Raw genomic sequence first — 21669 nt, forward strand, 5'->3', positions numbered from 1 at the left:
CCACCGCCAGCCGCCAAGCTTTACTAAACTGGTCCAATATACATATTCGCGATATATTATTCGGTCATGAAAAGAAAAGGAAGTTGTCCAAAGGAAAAAAGCTACAAGGGAATAGGTCAAAACGAATAGACGAATCTTTAATTTATCTTTTTTACAGCCTAAAAGCTCACTAATCAAACTCTTTATTAATAAGATATAGAAATTCAATTTAATTTTTGTTGAAGAGGAGTCGACGTTATGGATGTATGTGTAATTGGAGCAGGATATGTTGGTTTGACAACCTCAACAGTATTAGCAAATTATGGACATCGAGTTTCGTGTGTGGAGAAACAAAAAGAAAAGGTGGAGATGTTAAAAAAAGGAGAACTTCCTATTTACGAACCAGGGTTAGAAAAGATGCTTGTATCTAGTATAGAAGCAGGAAATCTTGATTTTACTGATGATTTAGCTAAAGCAGTTAGAAAGAGCTTGATTATTTTTATTGCTGTTGGAACCCCTCAAAACTCAGATGGAACAGCTAATCTCCGTTTCTTTGATGAAGTTATAAATGAGTTATCTCCTCTTATAGATACGTATAAGATTATCATCACCAAAAGCACTGTCCCTCTTGGAACGAATGAAGATTTACATCTAAAGCTAATTGAAAAAGGTGTTCCCCAAACAAACTTTGATGTCGTTTCTAATCCTGAATTTCTGCGTGAAGGAACTGCTATTTCCGACATGCTCCATCCGGATAAAGTCGTCATAGGGGTAAGAAATCATACTGCTATACAAACACTTCAAAAATTGTATCATTTCATAGATGCTCCCTATATTATTACCAATTTAACCGGCGCAGAGATGATTAAATATGCATCCAATGCTTTTTTAGCGGTCAAGATTTCCTTTATCAATGAATTGGCTAAAATTAGCGATGCATACAACGTTGATATTACCGATGTAGCTTTAGGAATAGGAATGGACCCGAGAATTGGACATCATTTCCTACAAGCAGGATTAGGGTATGGAGGTTCATGTTTTCCAAAAGATCTTGCTGCATTAGAGCATCAATCAATGAAAAAGAATGTGACACCACATCTCTTACAAGCCGCTCAGATGATCAATAATAGCTTAATAGACGACTATCTTGCTAAAATCGAAAAAGAAATACCAGCATATCGAAACATGAAAATAACGGTTTGGGGAGCTTCCTTTAAACCTAATACAGACGACACTCGACATTCTCAAGCGTTAAAGTTAATTGAGAGACTTACAGAGGAAGGGTGCAACATTCATGTATTTGACCCTGTCGTTTTTCCTAAAGTGAAAAATACAACGGCATACAAAGATATGTATGAATCGATCCAACAAGCTGATTTGCTTATAGTGGCAACAGAGTGGCGCCAATTTATTGAAGCAGATTGGGCTATCGTAAAGGAGAAAATGAAAGGGAATATACTAGTAGACTGTCGAAATTGCATTCAACCCTATACGTTGAAAAGAAATGGGTTGAAGTATATTGGGGTGGCGAGACCATGAATATTCTTGTAACGGGGGCTGCTGGCTTTATAGGTTCAAGTCTTTGTGAGGTTTTATTAGAGGATCCTAAAATAAAGGTGGTTGGAATTGATGCCTTCATCGGTCCTACATCAAAACAGATTACAAGACAAAATGTACAATCGCTTTTAACTCATCCTCGTTTTACATTTTTTGAAGAAAATCTATTAGATATCGAATGGGGAGCACACCTACAAGGGATTGATTATGTTTATCATTTAGCTGGAATACCTGGTGTACGTTCGAGTTGGGGACCAGAGTTTCAAAGTTATGTTGAAAACAATATAGAGGTGACGCAACGACTGTTAGAAGCAAGCAAACACTTTCCTTTGAAGAAATTTATTTATTCATCAACATCTTCCGTTTACGGTGAAAAGACAGGAAAGGTTACGGAAGATGCTACAGCAGAACCGCTATCACCATACGGAATTACTAAATTGACAGGGGAATATTTATGTCATGTGTATCGACAAAGTTTTGGGGTTCCAACTGTTATACTAAGGTATTTTACCGTCTATGGCCCAAGGCAACGTAGTGATATGGCCTTTCATAAATTCATTAAAAGTATCATTGAGAGGAAACCAATTTATATTTATGGTGATGGACAACAAACGCGTGATTTTACGTATATACGTGACTGTGCTGTTGCCACAGCTTCTGTTATACATGCCAAAGGTGTTGTAGGAGAAACGATTAATATTGGTGGGAAAGAACGGGCATCTGTACTAGATGTTATTCATTTACTAGAGAATCTAGTAAATGAGAAAGCGAACTTAAAATTTGTATCGAAGGCAATCGGTGAGCCAAAGCATACGTGGGCCGATATTTCAAAAGCTGAAATGTTCCTAAATTACCAACCGACTGTTGATTTGAACAGTGGTCTTGAAAAAGAAATTAAGTACCTGCAAACTATATATAAAGAGTTGTGATGCTAGTACGTCAATATAAAGAAGAGAAAAAGCCTTTCAATCTAAGGAAGGCTTTTTGTTATGGCGGATCATTACTGCATCATTTTGTCATAACTTTAAAGCTAGAACTTTTCTTTCTTCGTTGTCTTTTTGATTTCAATTGGGTAAATAATTTAGCTGTAGTAATATCGTTGATTGCCTGTATAAACTCTTTTTGAGGCTCTGGCTTCTTTGTTTGCAGTTGTCCTTTTATTAATTCTTCAAAATCTGTTACTACTTTTTTGATGAGACTATTTACTTCATGCTCGTTTTCATTTACTATTTTTTGGTTAATGACAGAAAGAAGGGACTCAATGATACTTTCTTTGTTATTGATTTCAAACATTAGAATAGATTTTAATTTTTCTTCTTTTGTCATTGGAGGCTTCTGAATTGTTTCTGTCTGCGAATCACCTTCAGAGTTCAAATCTTCTACAACAAGTTCTGCTGGCTTCTCTTCAATCGTCTCATCTACTTTCGGTGCATATTCAGCAACTAGGTCATCTTCAGGTGTTTCCATTACTTGATCTTCTAATGGTAGGTCTTTACTATCGGTTGCTAGTTCCAATTCTAATTCAATCGTTGAGTCGGCCTCCATTTCAGATAGATCAAATGTCTCTTGATTTGCTTGTGCTTCTGGAGATAATTCTTCGTTTTCTTCTTCAGTAGCCGTTACAGCAATATTGTTTTTTAATTTGTATTCTACTTCATTCCACACATCATGAATGTCGGAAATAACGCGACTCCAAGTGAAATTTTCTTCAGCCATCTTTCTACCTTGTTGACCTAGCTTTTTACTAAGTTTAGGGTCAGATAGAAGGGGGGCTAGTAGATCAACAAACGCTTGAGGGTCTTCAGGTTGCTCAACTACGAAACCGTTAACATTAGGAGTGATTACTTCAGGATTGCCTCCACGTGCAGTCGTAATAATGGGAAGACCTGAGGCCATTGCTTCATAGTGAACCCTTGCTAGGGGCTCCTGCCATTGAGACGGGCAAACAAACACATCAGCAGCAGCAAACCATTTTTGAATTTCACTAGGTGCTACAAAGCCTGTGTTAATGACTGGAATGGGCAAGCGGGCAGCGAGTGCACGAACATAAGCGACATAATCACTAACTTCATTGACACTAAACCATTTACTTCCAACTAATACAAGAGCGATGTCTGGATGTTTCTTTGCTAGTTCTGGCATTGCTTTAACGAGGATGTCTGCTCCTTTATTAGCGGAAAGTCGACCAGCAAATAAGATTACTTTTTTTCCTTGGAGGTTGTGTACTTTTCTAATTTCTTCACGCATGTTTTGAGCTTGGCTGGAATGAGGAGGAACGAAACGGTCAATATCCACACCAGAATAAATGGTTTTTAATTTTGGAGCCGCTTGAGGAAATAAGTCTGAGATTGTTTTTCCGATATAATCACTAACGGTAACGATTTTATCCAGTTGTTCAATCGCAGCTTCAGCTTCTTCTGGCTCGATTTTCTGACGTTTAAACATATCATTATGCATACTCAAGACAAGTCTAGCTTTTGGTGCATGTTCACGTACTGCTAGAACCAAACGTGGTCTATTAAAAATATGAATCACGTCATAGGAGCCTGGCTCAGATTGTAAAAATTGTTTAACACCATCACGATAGTCTTCGAGCAGCCCACCTTGTGTACGTACATAGCGAATATTGTTTACTTTTTCATCAAGTGGCAAAGATGGGTCTGTTGTTCCAAGTATTGTAATATCGTGATGCTTACTTAATACAGACGAGACACCATCGATATATGTTTGAATGGCTCCACCACGTACAGCTGGAACTGGAAGTTTTTCCGTACAAATCATTAGGATTTTCATTTGGAGCTAACTCCTTTCCACTGCTTCAGCTCTTCAATCGCAGGCCATTTAGATTTGTCTGTTTCTGCTATTCTAGTGCAAAGAGCTTCTACTTCATTGTCTAAAAAGATCGTCGGTTCATAAACCATTTCTTTTACATTTTTATAAAATTCATTAGGGAGAGACATATCAATTAAAAGGATTTCATACAGGTCATCCTCAATTGGATTAGCCTCGTGATAGGCTTCAATCATTCCTTTCATATACTCTACATCCCAAACGCCCATATCATCCATTTGACCAGTAATAAGCTTCCGTAAATCCCTAATTGGTAAGTCATATGCAACGCCATCTAAGTCAATAATCCACATCCCATCAGGTCCCATTTGTCCGTTTGACCAACCATAATCTTGGTGAACTAACCCCCAAGCGGTATTTCCTCTGGCAACTAACTCATAATAAGCTGATTGTTCTAATTGATTTAGGGCATTGCGTGCTTGTTCTTCAAACATATCAACGTGAGTGAGAATCGCTTGACTTGCAGGCATTTCAGGATAAACAGTTGCAATATTGCGAAACCACGACATTTTCTTCATTACTTTTTCATATGATTTTGGCCACCGATAAAGGCGTGAAGGATTTTCTGAACCTTTTGGAGGAACGTATCCTTTCGTTAGATGATGGAATTCACCAAGCGCGTGACAAAGTAATTTAGCTCCTTCTAGATCATTATTGACTTGGTATAGTGGCTCAATCCATTCTGCGACAAACCAAAGTTTCCCCCCCATCTCAATATAGTTCTCCCCGTCTTTCGTTTTGAAAAGAGGAGGAACTTTAGCTTTCTTTTCATTTACTAAATACTCTTGGGCACCTAGGGAGAATTGACTTCTTCCAGGTCTTCGGTGCAGGATTTTTAAACTATAAGGCCCTTTGTCCGTTTCCATTTTCCAGATTAGTCCGCCTTTATCAGCTTTTGTTGTTATAACTTCAAGATGACTGACATTTAAGTTATAATGAGTTAGGACTTTCTGAGCCATTTCCTCTATATATGCCGGTACATAAAAGTCGTCTTCGAGTGTACCATCAATATCCCAAGGTACAATGAGTTCTTCTGACATTATTTCCCCTCCATTGCTGTATAGTCTTTAGTATAATATTCATAAAACCGACAATACGTGTAGATAAGCACCTAGCATCTATACAAAAATCATGACAATAGTGGATATTCAGGTTTAGAACTACTGTGATAATAAGAATAGTATTTTTATTTTAAAAGGAAGATAATGATAATATAGGAGTAGAAAAGTTCTGAATTAATTAATAAAATCTATCTTTTTTACGTGAGCTAATTGACTAAGTAGGAAAGGTAGCATATATTTTTATTAATAAATATGAAAACAAAGGTATGATAGCTAATGGTTATGAAAGAAGTGATCACTTCACAAACATTTAGTTCGATTGAGAATGAAGAACAGTTTATTTCCAACGTTGATCCCAAATCTTATTTAGCTAGAGTATCACTTGAGTACTTAGTCATTAATAGTAAGTCTGATTTAGTAGAAAAGTTGATAGATCGGCTCTTAGCAAGTTCAAGTGAAGAAAGCAAAGAGTGGGCAGAAGTGTATCAGCTTGATCACCTCGTGTACAAGCAAAAAATGAATTTGATTGAGGCAACACAACAATTGACATACAAAAAAGTCATTTCGCCAGAACTCGCAACGTTAATTAAGATCTTTCAACTATATAATTACGCAAGTTTAAAAAAGTTCGACATGATTGCTTCACTAAGTGAGCTAGTAAATGTGGAAATAAGTATGTTAAATGAAGGATATATGAAAACGTCTTTGCTTTGCCGTTATAAGATTACAATGCAAAATGTTTATTTGCATTTAAATGAAGTGCAGAAATCAAGAGATTGTGGACTAGAACTTTTGGAGGTTGCTTTAACATCTACTATGAGAGCAATTGCATTAAGAGGACTTGGAAACTCTTATATATTGAGCGATAAAGAACAAGCAATAGCACATTTTCTTAAGTCAATTACTATTTCTGAAGAATTAGGCCATGAAATGTTACTAAACGAGACACAGAGAAGTTTAAATTTTACGTATTGTTATTGGAATGAACCTGAAAAAGTTTGTGCTCAATTTCTGAATACATTAAATTTAGATAATACGCAAGGGTATGCTTATTATTTAATACAAAGCGATAAAAAAGATGAGGCTTTACAATTATTAGACCAAATAGACTCAAAAATTGATAATGATTACTTAAAAGCATTTGATCAATATTATCGTGGCATAATAACAAGGGATTCGTCATTTTTTCAAATGTCAAGTAGATATTTTGAAATGGCAGGAGATCTTTATTATAGGCAACTTCCTTTACGTGAGTTAAAACAGTAGTATGCTAAATATTGAAGGAGGTGAGATTAAATGAAAAAACTAGTATTAGCTGTAGTAATCATTGCAGTTCTAGCAATTGCAGTTCCACAAACAGATCTATCGAACCCGATCGATAGCATTAGAGTAAATAGTGAACCTATTGAAATAGCTAACCCAAGTGATAGCATTCGAGTCAACTGAATCAACTTATTCAACAAATTGCATAATACTAACATGAATCAGTAGATAAGACATGTGATAATCCATCTTTCCTTAGGTGGATTATTTTTGTAATACTTACGAAATTTTTTAGTGATACAGAACCAAGGTGAAATTTCAATTCTTGATTCCATGCATCTAAACAATTATGATAGTAATAAAGTTAAGAATGGAAGAAGGTAAGTGAATATGCATATACCTAAATATCCAATGGATTTTAATGATAGCATCAGGAGCAAAAAAACATCGGAAGATGACTTACATCATAAAGTCAATCAAGAAATTGAAAGTATGATCGCTTTTATGGAACAAAACAATACAAACAATCATTCCGTTTCATTTGAAGATGTATTAATCATTATTGATCGTATCTATGAAGATGATGATAGTTATTTTGAAATTTCTGTCGCAAAACAACATAGTAGAGGAATCGTTAGATAAACAGACTGACTAAGAGGAGGGGAGGGATGGTTTTTCCCCTTTCATATTGTTCGGTAATTAATAGATAGAAGAAGACGGAAGAAATGGTTATTTCCGAGGCAAGCGCAAGAGTTGCTAAAAAAAGACAAAATATTCTGTTTTTGTCGAAGGATTATACTTCTATCTTTCTATTATAGTTGCCGAGAGTACCCCACTTCACCTTTTTCAGTGGCTTCCAAATTTTCGTGTGGGAATTAAGTGGCGGGGGAATAGTCATACATGTTTGAGAGCACGCTTATCTAGAAAGCATGCTTTTACAGAGGGATAACACAAGAAAATATGTAAAGAATCTTGTCCCTAGTCGTACTTACTTTCAACAGACCTTGTTTCTTCATGCGACCTGATTATTTTCAGGAAAATTACTAAGCCTGAACCTATTCCTTTTAATTTAGTAGTATAGTAAGTCCCTCCGATCTTTTAAATTCTTTCTCTGATATTCCAGTCCTATAGTTAAAAAAGAAGTTTGCTAAGACCTAATAATAGAAAGAGGATACTTGGAATAAATGTCATATATTTAATGATAAATCGGCTTCTAATTTCGTGTCCTTGAATCACACCAATGATAAAAGCAATGAATATAATCACACCTGCCATTGGGGCAAACCAAAATGATCGTTCTGACAAGCCGGCTTGTATTCCATATCCAACACTATCAACATTCATTAATAGAGCTACCATAACAAAGTAGGACCGACGATAGAGAGGAAGGTCAAAAAATAAATTAAATATCCCAATTGCGATCATTAAAACGCCTGCACCAGTCTGAATACTAGCCGTCGGAACTAAATCTCCTATTATGCGCCCAATTCCCATTGAAAAGAAGATAACAAATGCAGAGAATAGCGCAATCATCGCAACGAAGATAAGGGGAATTCGAATTTTCTTTAAACCGAATAAAAAACCAATGGCGAATGCATCAATACTAACAAGCATGGAGAGAAGAAGAAGGAAAATAAGAGCTAGCATAACTCACCCCACAAAACGTTGTTCTAAAAGTATATGCATAGCTCGTCTTGAGTAGAAGGGCTCTTATGTAAGTTATAGACTATTGGATTACTCCTATCCTACCCACTTCTCATTATGTAAGGGAAATGATTTGTTATACATATCGCCTTAACAAGCTGATACACTATTTTTATTAGGAAAATAAGTGGAGGAATAACAATGAAGCAAATTTATTTAGATTATAATGCGAGCACCCCGTTAGCCCCTGAGGTCATTTGCGCAATGACGCCTTTTTTGAGCAGCCATTACGGGAACCCTTCAACATCACACTTTGCGGCAACGAAAGCAAAAGCAGCAGTGGAAAAGGCAAGGGAGCAAGTAGCAGCCTTAATTGGAGCTAGGAAAGAAGAAATCATTTTCACAAGTGGCGGAACTGAATCCAATAACCATGTTATAAAGAACGTATTTGAAAAGTATCATGAAAAAGGTAAGCATATCATTACAACCTCCATTGAGCATCCTGCAATACATGAGCCATTACGCTATTTAAAAAAGTACGGTGCAGACGTTAGCTATATCGGTGTAGATCAATATGGGCAAGTGAATAAAGAAGATATTAAGAATGCTATTCGATCTGATACAATTCTTATCACGGTCATGCATGCTAATAATGAAGTGGGAACAGTGCAACCAATTGAGGAAATAGGTGAAATGGCCCGTGAACACGGTATTTTCTTTCATACGGATGCGGCGCAATCACTTGGTAAAATACCGATAAACGTTGGACAACATTGTGTAGACTTTCTTTCCTTGGCTGGTCATAAACTGTATGCTCCAAAAGGAGTCGGTGCACTTTATATACGTCAGGGTGTGAAACTTGGTCCTTACATTCATGGAGCTGGTCATGAAAATGGCATGAGAGCGGGTACTGAAAATGTACTCTTAATCGTTGGATTAGGAGCTGCATGTGAAAGTACACAAACGTTTCTTGAGAATGGTTCCCGTTTAGAAGAGCTAAAAAAGTACTTTCTTTCATTACTTACAAGTGCTTTTCCAAGACAAATTCGCGTTAATGGCCATCCAACTGACTGTTTGCCAAACACATTAAATGTTAGTTTTGCTAATCGGGTTGGTCAAGATATACTAGATGCCATTCCAGAAGTTGCTGCTTCAACAGGATCAGCTTGTCATTCAGGCGAGGTTACTTTATCACCTGTCTTGCATGCGATGGGAGTGACAACAGAAGGCGGAAAAGGAACGATCCGCTTTAGCCTAGGGCGTTATACGACGAAAATGGAAATACAGGAAGTAGTCGATTTGCTTAAGCGACGTTTAGTATGAGCATTTTATTTTATAATTCATTAAAAAGAAAGAGGGTGACTTAATACACGGGTCTGACCTGCTAGTGCTACACAGATATATAGGATTTGGGATAGAGCCAACGACCTATCTATTAAGCTCCAGTCAGGTTTAGAACCAATTGAGACACCCTTTTTATGTTAAAATAGAAAAAAAGTAGAGAAAGTGAGTAATAAGATGATTGATTTAACTTTTGAAAACTATTCCGAATGTACGCTGACAAATTTACAAATCATTGATTCTTTCCCTATGCAACAATGGATGCATTACGTTGTGACATTTGAAGGGAATATTCCAGAACTGCAAGAACCTGAAGCGCTTGTGATCGTAGGGGAATCAGGATGCATATTGCAAATTATTTTGCGTGAAGAGGGATGTGATTCTCCGATGTTTCAATTCACTGAAAATGAAAAAGCACAAATAACTAAGTGGTTTGAACAAGTTAAGAATTAGAAAGAGGGGCAATACGAACAACACATCACTTTAGGTTGAAAAAATTCATCTTCACAGGGGAAGCATGCCGATGAGGATAATCTTAGAAAAACCACTTTTTTTCACGAGAAATAACTAGATTTTCTTTAAAAAAGGAATTACAATTTTTAGGTGTAGAACATTTTCTTGTGTAATTCTACACCTCTACAATTAGTAAGAGAAAAGTCAAGTTTTAATATTTTGAATTAAATCTATGAATAAGCAGAGATCATCTTTAAAAATTGTGACAGTCATGTTAAAATAGTCATGAAAGCGTTATTAATTTTAAAAATTCATAGATTTGACGGAAAGTTAAACTAGGAGGTAATCATCGTATGTCAAGCAAGGGGCACAAAGTGGAAGAACCATGGCAAGGGTTTCATGGTCCGAATCTTGGCGTAGCAATTGAGCTTTACGAAGAGTATTCAAAAAATCCTGAAGCAGTTGAAGAAGATTTACGAGAGTTATTTGAGGTTTGGGGTCCACCACCTTCGGAGAGTCAAAGTCAGAATCAACCAGATTCTGGAGTTTCTGCTACTTCACCTGATATGGTTAGGATGTTTGTCAATGCAGTGAAATTAGCAGATATGATTCGTCGAAAAGGACACTTAGTTTCAGATACGAATCCTATTTTTAAAAGTGGAAACAATAGTCAATTATTAGAATTAAGTCAATATGATTTAACGGAAGAGTTTCTAAAACAAGTGCCAGTTGATATGATCTGTCCCTATGCACCAGCACATGTGAAAAATGGATTGGATGCGATTAATCACTTAAAGAATGTTTATACAAAAACAATTACGTTTGAATTTAACCATGTTCATGATTTGGAAGAGCGTGAATGGTTAATGAAGATGGTTGAGTCTGGTATGTATTTACCAAACTTAACAAAACAACAACAGCTAAACCTGTTAAAACGTTTAACTCAAGTAGAAGGTTTCGAGAAATTTATTCATCGTACGTTTGTTGGTCAAAAGCGTTTCTCAATTGAAGGACTTGATATGCTAGTTCCGATGCTTGATGAAGCAGTTCGTGAAGTCGTGCATGAAGGTACACAAAAAGTATTAATTGGTATGGCGCACCGTGGACGTTTGAATGTTCTTGCTCATACCCTTAACAAACCTTATAAAATGATTTTCTCTGAATTTCTACATGCACCAAGTAAGGATTTAGATCCTTCAGAAGGATCAGGGATAAATGGTTGGACTGGTGATGTGAAGTATCACTTAGGTGCAGACCGTCAAATTAAAGAAGAAAATACAGCTGAAGCTACAGTTTCATTAGCAAATAATCCGAGTCATCTTGAGTTTGTAAGTCCGATTGTTGAAGGGTATGCAAGAGCAGCTCAAGAAGTAAGAACGTCAAAAGGCTTCCCAGAGCAAATTGTCTCCAAGGCATATTCCGTTTTGATTCATGGAGATGCAGCTTTTCCTGGTCAAGGAATCGTTACGGAAACATTAAACCTTAGCCGGTTGAAAGGTTATCAGACTGGTGGGTCTCTTCATATCATTGCAAACAACAATATTGGGTTTACAACGGAAACGTATGATTCGCGCTCAACTACATATGCCAGTGATCCTGCAAAAGGATTTGAAATTCCAATCCTCCATGTTAATGCAGATGATCCTGAAGCGTGCTTGGCCGCTATTCACATAGCAGTACAGTATCGTAAACGATTTAAAAAGGATTTTCTTATTGATTTAATTGGTTATCGTCGTTTTGGTCATAATGAGATGGATGAACCTGCTGTAACACAGCCTTCAACATATAATTTAATCCGTAAGCATCCAACAGTTCGTGCGATTTATGCGAATAAGTTGGCAAAGGCTTCCGTTATTGAACAAACATACGGTGAAGAGCTAGATCAAGATACCCAAGATAATCTACAAGTGCAATATGATGATGTAATTGCAAATAAATCAAATCATTCGAAGGAAATGTCTGCTCCTGATTATGTTGTAAACGGATTACCAAAAGTGAAGACGAGTGTGCCGTTTGATACGTTAAAAGAAATTAATGAAGAGTTGTTAACATGGCCAGATAGTTTTTCCGCTAATACGAAGCTAGAAAAAATCTTAAAGCGCCGTCTGCAGTCATTTGATGAAGATGGAAAGATTGATTGGGCATTAGCTGAGACTTTGGCATTTGCGGCGATTTTACATGACGGAACTCCGATCCGATTAACAGGTCAAGATTCTGAACGTGGGACATTTGCTCATCGTCACCTTGTACTTCATGATCGAGATACAAATGAAATTCACACGCCTTTGCAGACCTTTGAGAAAGCGAACGCTTCCTTTGCAGTTTACAATAGCCCGCTTTCTGAGCAAGCTGTCGTTGGATTTGAATATGGTTACAACGTGCAGGCCCCAGAAACATTAGTACTCTGGGAAGCCCAATTTGGAGATTTTGCAAATGGTGCACAAGTGATATTTGACCAGTGGGTTTCAGCTGGTCGTGCAAAATGGGGACAAAAATCTGGTCTCGTCGTTCTCTTGCCACATGGTTATGAAGGTCAAGGACCAGAACATTCTAGTGGACGTGTTGAACGATTCTTAGTTCTTGCTGCAGAAAACAACTGGACGATTGCGAACTGTACATCAGCCGCTCAATATTTTCATATTTTGAGAAGACAGGCAAAAATTCTTGAAAAGGATTCTGTTCGTCCGCTCATTATTATGACACCAAAAAGCTTATTGCGTAACCAAGTTGTTGCTTCTACACATGCTGAATTTACAGAAGGAGAATTCAAGCCTGTGTTCGAACAAGAGGGTCTAGGTAATAAGGCAGACAAGGTGGAACGTATTGTCCTTTGTAGTGGGAAATTATCCATTGATCTAGCTGATCGTGTTTCGAAAAAGGCTGATCAAGACTGGGATTGGTTGCATATCGCTCGAGTGGAAGAATTATATCCTTTCCCGAAAAAACCAATTAGAGAGATGTTTTCTCGTTTCTCAAATTTAAAAGAAATCACGTGGGTGCAAGAAGAGCCGAAAAATATGGGTGCATGGCCATATATTGAATCTCGAATTCGTGAAATCACACCTAAAGGAACAACTCTCAGCTATATTGGTAGAACTCATCGGTCCAGTCCAGCTGAAGGTGATCCAATTGCCCATAAAAAAGAGCAGGAACGTATTGTAACAGAGTCATTGACACCTAAACAATAAGAGGAGGCCTTTTCCGTGATTGAAATTAAAGTACCAGAACTAGCAGAGTCTATTACAGAAGGAACCATTGCTCAATGGTTAAAAGAAGTAGGAGAGCATGTGAACCAAGGTGAGTACATTGCTGAGTTAGAAACTGATAAAGTAAATGTAGAAATAGTAGCTGAGCATTCTGGTGTTATTAAGGAATTTAAGAGAGAGCCAGGCGATACAGTTGAAGTTGGTGAAGTGATAGCGGTCATCGATGAAGCTGGTAGTGCCAGCGCTAGTACTCCAGCTGCAGCTCCAACAGAAGAGCCTAAGAAAGAAACAGTTCCTGCAGCAACTGAGGAATCAAGTGTAGTAGCGACAAGTAGTAGTCGCCCATTAGCTTCACCAGCAGCGCGCAAACTAGCACGTGAAAAAGGAATTGATTTAAGTGCTATTTCAACACAAGATCCACTAGGACGTGTTCGTAAGCAAGATGTAGAATCTTATGGCACACCGACAGAAGCAAAACCTGCAACAGGCGCACCTGCTCCAAAGAAAGCACCAGCCGCGCCTGTTGCGTCAGATGACCCTACTAAACCAGTAGAACGTGTGAAAATGTCACGTCGTCGTCAAACGATTGCGAAGCGTCTTGTTGAATCACAACAAACTGCAGCCATGCTAACAACTTTTAACGAAGTTGATATGACAGCTGTTATGGATGTTCGTAGCCGTCGTAAGGATGCATTTGTTGATAAAAATGGTGTGAAGCTTGGTTTTATGTCATTTTTCACAAAAGCCGTAGTTAGTGCATTAAAACAGTTCCCATTGCTAAATGCTGAAATTCAAGGCGATGAGCTCTTAATTAAGAAATACTATGATATCGGTTGTGCCGTATCAACGGAAGAAGGATTAGTTGTTCCTGTGTTACGCGATGCTGATCGTTTAAGTTTTGCAGGAATTGAACGCGGAATTGGTGAACTAGGGAAAAAAGCTCGTGATAATAAGCTATCTATTTCTGATCTTCAAGGTGGGACATTTACCATTACAAATGGTGGAGTGTTCGGCTCACTTATGTCGACACCAATCTTAAATGCTCCTCAAGTAGGGATTCTAGGAATGCATAAGATTCAATGGCGTCCGGTAGCGCTTGACCAAGAGCGTTTTGAAAACCGCCCAATGATGTACATCGCTCTTTCTTATGATCACCGTATTGTTGATGGGAAAGAGGCGGTAGGCTTCTTAGTAACAGTTAAGAGTCTGTTAGAAGATCCAGAAACACTTTTACTTGAAGGATAAGCTAGAAAAAGAGGCTGACAATCGATGTCAGTCTCTTTTTCTGAAGCAAGCTCTTGTTACTTCTGTTAAAATTATGTAACAGTTTTCTATTTAAGTTGGCAATTTTAGTGATTCCCAGTATAATGGTATAATACATAAACTAGAAAGTGAGTTGGAATAAATTGATTCATCAAACTTGGACTGAGAGTCAAACGATCCGCACAATTGAGTGCATTCATACAGATGCTAAGAAATATATGGTTAATCGTGCACTAACAGCAGGAAAAAGTTATGAGTTAAAAAATGAAACAGACGAATTTTATTTTGTCCTTGACAATACTGGAAAAATTGGCGGCTATTATAAGGAATACTTCAAAGGATAAGGCAGCAGGTTGCTGCCTTTCTTTTTCAATAATGAACAAAAACGATGGAGGTGATAAGGTGGACTCACTTATTTTTATAGATTTTATTTGGAAGTATGGTTACATTGCCTTATTTTTTATTATGGCGATTGGGTTGTTTTTCTTTCCTGTCCCAAATGAAATTTTGTTAATGAGTGGGGGGCTGCTCGCTACAACGAAGATGCTAGATCCTTTGCCGACATTTTTAGTTATATATAGCAGTATTCTTTTACATGGAACGCTTTTGTATGTAATTGGTTATGCCGTATTTCAAAACACGAAATTGGAGAAAGATAATCAATCAATTTGGTATTCTCGTGCTGTGAAAGGAAAAGAGTTATTAGATCAATATGGACTTAAGGCGGCAAGCTTTAGTTATTTTTTTCCATTCGTTCGTCATGCTGTTCCATTTAGTATTGGAATGTCTGGTATTACGTATCGATTATTTGCCATAATTGGATTTAGCTCTGCCTTTGCTTGGCTATCCTTTTACTTCTTTATTGGTTTTTATTATGGAAATTCCATTCGTGATTGGTCGACGTTCGTTCAACAATTAATCTATTCATTAGTTGCTATTGTTGCAGTCGTCATCGTATTTCAAATTGTAAAACGAAGGAAACACCGCCAACGTCGAATGCTATGAAGCTTGCGCAGGAGTTGTTTCCTTTTTATCTTGGTTTCTAGATGTTTCAGCTGCGAGAATGATAGACGAGATGACAAGACATACACCTAACCACTGCCACCATGTCAGAACATCTTGAAAAAAGATAAAGCCAATACCAATTGCAACGACTGGCTCGATCGTGGATAGAATAGACGCGCGACTTGACTCGATATAGCTTAAACCTTTTGTATACAATAAATAAGCAAAGATTGTTGGGATTAATGCTAAGCCAACACTATTTACTAAAACCGTCCAATTAAGGAACAATGGTGCTTTTTGGACAATTTGACTTGAAGCAAGCATAAATACACTAGCACAAATAAATGAATAAGTTGTAATTGTAATCGATCCATAATGTTTGCTGCTTACTTTAGCAAAAATGCTATAAAGCGCATAGAAGAACCCTGATCCAATTCCAATCAACAATGTCGATGTCGTTATAACCGTCTGAAGAGAGGGCAAAAGACCAACTACGAATGCACATCCTGTTAAGGTGACGATAATCGCCATTCCCTTTCGAAATGTTAGTAGTTCTTTAAAGAAAAATCTAGATAGAAGAGTGACAAAAAGTGGTCCAGTATATAACAGCACAACTGCTAATGAAAGATTTGCTTGATCGATTACAGTAAACACGCACCAATTGAAGAAGACAATACTTATAATACCTGATCCAATAAACAGTGGAATGTCTTTCAGACGAATACGAAGAATGTTTCGTTTCCAGACGACCACATATAAAAGTAACATAGCGGCAGAGAATATAGCTCGTATTGCCACAACATCCCAAGCTGTAAAGCCAAACTGATATAAATTTTGAACGAATAAACCAATTACTCCCCAAAATGCAGCACCTACTATCGCTAGTATGTATGCGAATTTAACAGTCATTTCTTTAAAACCTCCTTACGTGACAGTCCTAATTACTATATCATGTCATACCTAACTATTAACAGTTGAAATCCAAAGGATATAGAAAAGGACGACTCGATCTGAGCCATCCTCCATCTGTTATTTCTTAGTCGTTTCTAGATACTCATTATACGTCATTTGTTTATCAATGACGCCATCATTAGTCAGTTCGATTACCCGATTGGCAATGGTTTCATTGAATTGATGGTCATGAGAAGTAAAGATCATTGCCCCTTTATAGTTAATTAAACCATTGTTCACTGCTGTGATGGATTCTAAGTCAAGGTGGTTCGTTGGTTCATCTAGAAGAAGCACATTTGCCCCACTTAACATCATCTTTGATAACATACAGCGAACTTTTTCTCCACCAGAAAGGACGTTAGCTTTTTTCTTAACTTCTTCACCAGAAAAGAGCATACGGCCAAGGAAGCCACGTAAGAACGTATCGCTGTCATCATTTGGAGAGTACTGGCGCAACCAGTCAAGTAAATTTAAGTCACACCCTTCAAAGAACTCAGAATTGTCATTAGGGAAGTATGCTGAAGAGGTTGTAATTCCCCATCTGTATGACCCACTGTCTGGTTCCATCTCACCAGTCAGAATTTTAAAGAGTGCCGTTTTTGCAATTTCGTTATTGCCGACTAATGTGATCTTGTCTTCTTTATTCATTGTAAAGCTGATGTTATTTAGAACTTTCTCCCCGTCAATGGTTTTCGTAATTCCTTCTACGAGCAACACGTCATTCCCAATTTCACGCTCAGGAGTGAAATGAACATATGGATACTTACGTGATGAAGGTCTAATGTCATCAAGTTCAATTTTATCAAGTAACTTTTTACGAGATGTTGCTTGCTTGGATTTTGATGCATTCGCACTAAATCGTGCAATAAAACCTTGAAGCTCTTTAATTTTTTCTTCTTTTTTCTTGTTTTGATCTTGAGCCATTCTTTGAGCTAGTTGACTTGATTCGTACCAGAAATCGTAGTTACCAACATAAACTTGTATTTTTCCAAAGTCTAAGTCAGCAATATGTGTACAAACCTTGTTAAGGAAGTGGCGGTCATGAGAAACAACGATAACGGTGTTCTCAAAGTTAATTAAAAATTCTTCAAGCCATTCAATTGCTTTAATATCCAAGTGGTTGGTCGGCTCATCTAGAAGGAGTACGTCAGGTTCGCCGAATAAAGCTTGTGCCAGTAGAACCTTTACTTTTTCAGAACCTGATAAATCAGCCATCTTTTTTGTATGAAGCTCATCTGAAATACCGAGACCTTTTAAAAGAATGGCGGCTTCAGATTCTGCTTCCCATCCATTCATTTCAGCGAATTCACCTTCAAGTTCAGCAGCTTTCATGCCGTCTTCATCAGAGAAGTCTTCCTTCATATAAATAGCATCTTTTTCCTGCATAACTTGATAAAGACGAGCATGTCCCATCATAACAGTTGTTAGTACTTCGACTTCTTCATATTCAAAGTGGTTTTGCTTCAAAACAGCAAGTCTTTGACCAGGCTTCATATGAACGTCACCTTGTTGCGGTTCAACTTCCCCTGATAAAATTTTTAAGAATGTAGATTTTCCTGCTCCGTTTGCTCCGATCAGTCCGTAGCAGTTTCCAGGAGTGAATTTAATATTTACTTCATCGAATAATTTACGGTCTCCATACTGCAATCCAATATTTGTAACGGTAATCATATATACGTTTGCCTCCAATGTCCATAATCGAATGAATTATACCATTCATTGTGGACAAGGGGCTAGCATTCTAACGTTTTTTTTTTATGAATAGCAAACTTTATTGAACGCTCGACCGTTTGAGATGATCATGGTACGATAAATGATGGTGTTAAAGATACCCAAAAAGAAGACAGCTAAACGATGAATCGTTGCGAGCATCGTTTTAGTTAGTCATTTTGTTGAACGCATCGAATAGATAACAATAATCGCACCTAAAAGAACGGAAAAATAATACGAATAGTCTAAATGGAAAAGACGGTAACAAATTGTTCACCTGTAAACAACATGATGAAAATAGATGCTGCCATAACGAAAGAAACAATAATGAAGCCAGAAGTACTTTCTTGTTTCAACGGCATGTTCATGTCACCTCGTTAGTGGTAGTAATTTAACGATACGTTTCTCAATCAATATCGAAAAGGAGACTAGTGATGGAGAAAAACAAACTACAAGCAGCTCAAAAAAAATTAAAAGCGATCTATGGCTATGATGCGTTTAGAGAGGGACAGCAATCGATTATCGAACAAGTGCTAGATGGGATTGATACGATCGGTATTATGCCGACTGGTGGTGGGAAGTCGCTCTGTTATCAGATTCCAGCGTTAGTCCTTCCAGGAGTAACATTAGTCATTTCGCCGTTAATCTCGTTGATGAAGGACCAAGTAGATGCCTTAAATGAGCTTGATATACCAGCAACGTATTTGAATAGTACGTTATCTTCGAATGAAGAAAGGATTAGGCATTCTCGTATTAAAGAAGGCTTCTACAAACTCGTGTATGTAGCTCCTGAAAGGTTGGGGCATCCTACATTTCAACAACTTTTACAGCATATCTCCCTTTCACTCGTGGCCATTGATGAAGCGCATTGTATGTCTCAATGGGGGCATGATTTTAGACCGAGTTATTTATCAATATCCTCATGGCTTGAACACTTGCCCCAGCGAGTAACGGTTCTTGCATTAACAGCTACAGCTACAACCCAAGTATGTAAAGATTTACAACAGTTTTTACATATAGAAGAACAATATGTTATTTCAACTGGGTTTGAGAGAAGCAATTTAACGTTCCAAGTGAAAAAAGGTGTGAATAAAAAAAAGTTTATGTTTTCCTTTTTAGCTGCTAGGAAAAATGAATCTGGGATTATTTATGCTTCAACTAGAAAAGAAGTCGAGCAAATCTATCATGAATTACAATCTAAAGGGTTTGAAGTAGCACCTTATCATGGAGGAATGAATGAACAGGAACGATCAAAAGGACAAGAAGCTTTTATTCATGATGAAGTGAAAATCATTGTTGCAACGAATGCGTTTGGGATGGGAATAGATAAATCGAATGTCCGGTTTGTGCTTCATTATAATTTGCCTAGAACAGTTGAAGCGTATTATCAAGAAGCGGGGAGAGCGGGGCGAGATGGAGAAGACAGCGACTGTGTTCTTTTATTTAGTCCACAAGACGTTCGCACTCAAACATTTTTGCTCGAACAATCTGATCGTTCGAACGACAGGCAAGAGATGGAATTCAAGAAGTTGCAGCAAATGACTGCATTTTGTCATACAGAACGATGCTTGCAGCAATATATTTTATCCTATTTTGGTGATGATACTGATAAGACATGCGGAAAATGTTCGAACTGTGTTCAGACAGGTGAGAAGATCGATCGCACGAAAGAAGCTCAAATGGTTTTCTCCTGTGTGAAAAGGGTGAGGGAGCGCTTTGGAAAAACGATTATCGCTCAAATTTTAGTCGGTTCAACGAATCAAAAGTTAAAGCAGTTAAAATTAACAAATGTAACGACTTACGGGTTAATGAGTGATTGGACGCAAAAAGATGTTGCTGAGTTTATCGATATTTTAATGGCTGAGGAATATCTAAGACCCACAGGTACTTCATACCCAACCATTCAATTAACAGAAAAAGCAGTGCAAGTATTGACAGGAGAAGTAAGCGTGCATGTAACCCAAGCTTTAGCACCTGATGAACCGGAGGAACAGGACGATGTTTTTGAAGCATTGCGTCAATTACGTAAACAGTTATCAACCGAAAACAATGTACCACCGTATATGATTTTCTCAGACAGAACACTAAAAGAAATGAGTCGCTATATTCCTTTAACATTGGACGAGTTTTCTTCTATTTCTGGAGTCGGGGAGCAAAAAAAAGAAAAATATGGACTGACCTTTTTAGAAGTGCTTAATCAATTTGAAAATGATAAGCCGGCCGAACGTGAAATAGTAATGCCGAAACGAAATGGTTCTTCTAAAAAAGGGAAATATCTCGAAACGGCAGAGCGGTTTCAAAATGGCGAGACGATAGCAGAGTTAGTAGAGGCACTTGCACTAACAGACCAGACTATCGTCAAGCATCTTCTTCGCGCAGAGCAAGAAGGGGTAGAGCTAAATCTTAAACAATATGTAGAAGACGAAAAGCAACAACTAATCATGCAAGCAGCCGAAGAAGTAGGGACAGAAAGGTTGAAACCTATTAAAGAAATCCTTCCTGAACATATCACATACCATGACATTCGCTTTACTTTAGGTAAGTAGGTTTTCATATGTTTGAATTATTTCGCACTGGTCAATCAACCAAAAGAATCTTGAAAAAGCATTGAACAACTAAGTAAGAGGCTGACTCAAAAAACAAGGGTTTGACCGCTAGTGTACAATATATCGTTTCTTTAGAAGAAGTCAAGACGTCGAATATTGCGCTAACTAGTCAGGCTCAGACCCTTTTGAGATAGTCTCTTTTTTGCGTTTTTTTGCCATTTGGATATAAGTGAAAATCAGGCAGCTTGTTCCGAGAAAAGAACATACATACTGAAGAATTCTCATTGTTTCCATTTAGAAACACCCTCCCCACATTTAGTTACTATTTCAAAATAAATCGTTTTTATTCATCAACATAAAAAAGAATCGTTTACATGAAGCGTGAATATGGTAAAAAGAAAGAAAAAGAAGGAGGCAAGTAGATGAGTGTGGTCGAACAGTTAAAAACATTTGTCGACAAAGTCAATCGTTATCCTGACCGTATTCAAAATGAAAAAGACCGAGTGTTTCAATTTGATTTAACGAACAAAGCGACTATCCAAATTGAACAACTAAAAGAAGGAAAAGCTTTTTTAGTGGAGGACGGGCAAAAAGACGCTGACGTCACATTGAAATTATCTGAACATCACCTTCAAAAACTCCTTGTCGATGAGCTGAATCCAACGATGGCTTTTATGACAGGCCAATTAAAAGTAAGCGGGAAAATTGGTCTTGCTATAAAACTGCAAGAATTAGTTAGAACGTACCAAGAGCTCGCATAACACGTTTGTATTTATTAAAAAAAGGGAACGTAATCAGTGATCGATTAGTCCCCCTTTTTTGTATTCTTTTTTATAGATA

General features: G+C 37.5%; 18 protein-coding genes. 13 read left to right on the top strand and 5 right to left on the bottom strand.

Annotation, left to right across the window (positions count from 1 at the left end; all coding sequences use genetic code 11):
* Window positions 1-237: 237 nt before the first annotated feature.
* Window positions 238-1518: a UDP-glucose dehydrogenase family protein gene (locus tag SAZ04_RS10125; protein WP_332694674.1), complete on the top strand. Its 1281-nt coding sequence runs from the start codon at window positions 238-240 to the stop codon at window positions 1516-1518.
* Window positions 1515-2465: an NAD-dependent epimerase/dehydratase family protein gene (locus SAZ04_RS10130; protein ID WP_332694676.1), complete on the top strand. Its 951-nt coding sequence runs from the start codon at window positions 1515-1517 to the stop codon at window positions 2463-2465. The genes SAZ04_RS10125 and SAZ04_RS10130 overlap by 4 nt, the downstream gene beginning before the upstream one ends.
* Window positions 2466-2544: 79 nt before the next feature.
* On the opposite strand, the gene SAZ04_RS23440 is transcribed toward SAZ04_RS10130, so the two are convergent.
* A complete protein-coding gene (locus SAZ04_RS23440) occupies window positions 2545-4329 on the bottom strand; it encodes a glycosyltransferase family 4 protein (RefSeq protein ID WP_431308990.1) in 1785 nt (594 codons plus the stop codon).
* Window positions 4326-5426 carry a CotS family spore coat protein gene (locus tag SAZ04_RS10140; protein ID WP_332694678.1) on the bottom strand — a complete coding sequence of 367 codons (1101 nt, stop codon included), beginning with the start codon at window positions 5424-5426 and terminating at the stop codon, window positions 4326-4328. The genes SAZ04_RS23440 and SAZ04_RS10140 overlap by 4 nt, the downstream gene beginning before the upstream one ends.
* 297 nt (window positions 5427-5723) lie before the next feature.
* Here SAZ04_RS10140 and SAZ04_RS10145 point away from each other — a divergent pair, with 297 nt between their 5' ends.
* The 3 genes from SAZ04_RS10145 (at window position 5724) to SAZ04_RS10155 (ending at window position 7352) form a co-directional block, all read left to right on the top strand.
* A complete protein-coding gene (locus SAZ04_RS10145) occupies window positions 5724-6713 on the top strand; it encodes an AimR family lysis-lysogeny pheromone receptor (protein WP_332694680.1) in 990 nt (329 codons plus the stop codon).
* 30 nt (window positions 6714-6743) lie between these two features.
* Complete coding sequence (locus tag SAZ04_RS10150) at window positions 6744-6893, top strand: hypothetical protein (protein WP_332694681.1); 150 nt, start codon at window positions 6744-6746, stop codon at window positions 6891-6893.
* Between the two features lie 207 nt (window positions 6894-7100).
* On the top strand, window positions 7101-7352 hold the full coding sequence (locus SAZ04_RS10155) for a hypothetical protein (protein ID WP_332694682.1): 252 nt from the start codon (window positions 7101-7103) through the stop codon (window positions 7350-7352).
* Window positions 7353-7841: 489 nt separating this feature from the next.
* Here SAZ04_RS10155 and SAZ04_RS10160 read toward each other — a convergent pair whose 3' ends face one another.
* A complete protein-coding gene (locus SAZ04_RS10160) occupies window positions 7842-8357 on the bottom strand; it encodes an MntP/YtaF family protein (RefSeq protein WP_332694683.1) in 516 nt (171 codons plus the stop codon).
* Window positions 8358-8555: 198 nt separating this feature from the next.
* Here SAZ04_RS10160 and SAZ04_RS10165 point away from each other — a divergent pair, with 198 nt between their 5' ends.
* The 6 genes from SAZ04_RS10165 (at window position 8556) to SAZ04_RS10190 (ending at window position 15622) form a co-directional block, all read left to right on the top strand.
* Window positions 8556-9677 (top strand): cysteine desulfurase family protein, encoded by a 1122-nt coding sequence (locus SAZ04_RS10165; protein WP_332694685.1) that lies wholly within the window; start codon window positions 8556-8558, stop codon window positions 9675-9677.
* 195 nt (window positions 9678-9872) lie between these two features.
* Window positions 9873-10148: a hypothetical protein gene (locus SAZ04_RS10170; RefSeq protein WP_332694687.1), complete on the top strand. Its 276-nt coding sequence runs from the start codon at window positions 9873-9875 to the stop codon at window positions 10146-10148.
* Between the two features lie 353 nt (window positions 10149-10501).
* On the top strand, window positions 10502-13336 hold the full coding sequence (locus SAZ04_RS10175) for a 2-oxoglutarate dehydrogenase E1 component (RefSeq protein ID WP_332694689.1): 2835 nt from the start codon (window positions 10502-10504) through the stop codon (window positions 13334-13336).
* 15 nt (window positions 13337-13351) lie between these two features.
* A complete protein-coding gene (gene odhB / locus SAZ04_RS10180) occupies window positions 13352-14599 on the top strand; it encodes a 2-oxoglutarate dehydrogenase complex dihydrolipoyllysine-residue succinyltransferase (protein WP_332694691.1) in 1248 nt (415 codons plus the stop codon).
* Window positions 14600-14760: 161 nt separating this feature from the next.
* Entirely contained in the window at window positions 14761-14961 is a 201-nt protein-coding gene (locus SAZ04_RS10185) for a DUF6501 family protein (protein WP_332694692.1), read from the top strand.
* Between the two features lie 58 nt (window positions 14962-15019).
* Entirely contained in the window at window positions 15020-15622 is a 603-nt protein-coding gene (locus SAZ04_RS10190; protein ID WP_332694694.1) for a DedA family protein, read from the top strand.
* Here SAZ04_RS10190 and SAZ04_RS10195 read toward each other — a convergent pair.
* Together SAZ04_RS10195 and SAZ04_RS10200 are read right to left on the bottom strand one after the other, a co-directional pair.
* Window positions 15617-16531 carry a DMT family transporter gene (locus SAZ04_RS10195; RefSeq protein WP_332694696.1) on the bottom strand — a complete coding sequence of 305 codons (915 nt, stop codon included), beginning with the start codon at window positions 16529-16531 and terminating at the stop codon, window positions 15617-15619. The two genes, SAZ04_RS10190 and SAZ04_RS10195, sit on opposite strands and share 6 nt — an antisense overlap.
* A 120-nt stretch (window positions 16532-16651) precedes the next feature.
* The gene (locus SAZ04_RS10200; RefSeq protein WP_332694698.1) at window positions 16652-18244 is read right to left on the bottom strand and encodes an ABC-F family ATP-binding cassette domain-containing protein; all 1593 of its coding nucleotides are present in this window, start codon (window positions 18242-18244) and stop codon (window positions 16652-16654) included.
* 473 nt (window positions 18245-18717) lie between these two features.
* Here SAZ04_RS10200 and recQ point away from each other — a divergent pair, with 473 nt between their 5' ends.
* A complete protein-coding gene (recQ, locus tag SAZ04_RS10205; RefSeq protein WP_332694700.1) occupies window positions 18718-20829 on the top strand; it encodes a DNA helicase RecQ in 2112 nt (703 codons plus the stop codon).
* A gap of 422 nt (window positions 20830-21251) precedes the next feature.
* Window positions 21252-21590, top strand: coding sequence for an SCP2 sterol-binding domain-containing protein (locus tag SAZ04_RS10210; RefSeq protein WP_332694703.1), 339 nt, complete (start codon window positions 21252-21254; stop codon window positions 21588-21590).
* The last annotated feature ends 79 nt before the right edge of the window (window positions 21591-21669 follow it).

Origin of the sequence: Halalkalibacter lacteus (genome assembly GCF_036663595.1) — a bacterium.
In the GTDB taxonomy this organism is placed as follows: Bacteria; Bacillota; Bacilli; order Bacillales; family Bacillaceae_D; genus Halalkalibacter; species Halalkalibacter lacteus.

Excerpts from the sequence above, each read along its gene's own strand:
- SAZ04_RS10125 (WP_332694674.1), top strand. The coding sequence starts at position 238 with ATGGATGTATGTGTAATTGGAGCAGGATATGTTGGTTTGACAACCTCA.
- SAZ04_RS10130 (WP_332694676.1), top strand. The coding sequence starts at position 1,515 with ATGAATATTCTTGTAACGGGGGCTGCTGGCTTTATAGGTTCAAGTCTT.
- SAZ04_RS23440 (WP_431308990.1), bottom strand. The coding sequence starts at position 4,329 with ATGAAAATCCTAATGATTTGTACGGAAAAACTTCCAGTTCCAGCTGTA.
- SAZ04_RS10140 (WP_332694678.1), bottom strand. The coding sequence starts at position 5,426 with ATGTCAGAAGAACTCATTGTACCTTGGGATATTGATGGTACACTCGAA.
- SAZ04_RS10145 (WP_332694680.1), top strand. The coding sequence starts at position 5,724 with ATGGTTATGAAAGAAGTGATCACTTCACAAACATTTAGTTCGATTGAG.
- SAZ04_RS10150 (WP_332694681.1), top strand. The coding sequence starts at position 6,744 with ATGAAAAAACTAGTATTAGCTGTAGTAATCATTGCAGTTCTAGCAATT.
- SAZ04_RS10155 (WP_332694682.1), top strand. The coding sequence starts at position 7,101 with ATGCATATACCTAAATATCCAATGGATTTTAATGATAGCATCAGGAGC.
- SAZ04_RS10160 (WP_332694683.1), bottom strand. The coding sequence starts at position 8,357 with ATGCTAGCTCTTATTTTCCTTCTTCTTCTCTCCATGCTTGTTAGTATT.
- SAZ04_RS10165 (WP_332694685.1), top strand. The coding sequence starts at position 8,556 with ATGAAGCAAATTTATTTAGATTATAATGCGAGCACCCCGTTAGCCCCT.
- SAZ04_RS10170 (WP_332694687.1), top strand. The coding sequence starts at position 9,873 with ATGATTGATTTAACTTTTGAAAACTATTCCGAATGTACGCTGACAAAT.
- SAZ04_RS10175 (WP_332694689.1), top strand. The coding sequence starts at position 10,502 with ATGTCAAGCAAGGGGCACAAAGTGGAAGAACCATGGCAAGGGTTTCAT.
- SAZ04_RS10195 (WP_332694696.1), bottom strand. The coding sequence starts at position 16,531 with ATGACTGTTAAATTCGCATACATACTAGCGATAGTAGGTGCTGCATTT.
- SAZ04_RS10200 (WP_332694698.1), bottom strand. The coding sequence starts at position 18,244 with ATGATTACCGTTACAAATATTGGATTGCAGTATGGAGACCGTAAATTA.
- recQ (WP_332694700.1), top strand. The coding sequence starts at position 18,718 with ATGGAGAAAAACAAACTACAAGCAGCTCAAAAAAAATTAAAAGCGATC.
- SAZ04_RS10210 (WP_332694703.1), top strand. The coding sequence starts at position 21,252 with ATGAGTGTGGTCGAACAGTTAAAAACATTTGTCGACAAAGTCAATCGT.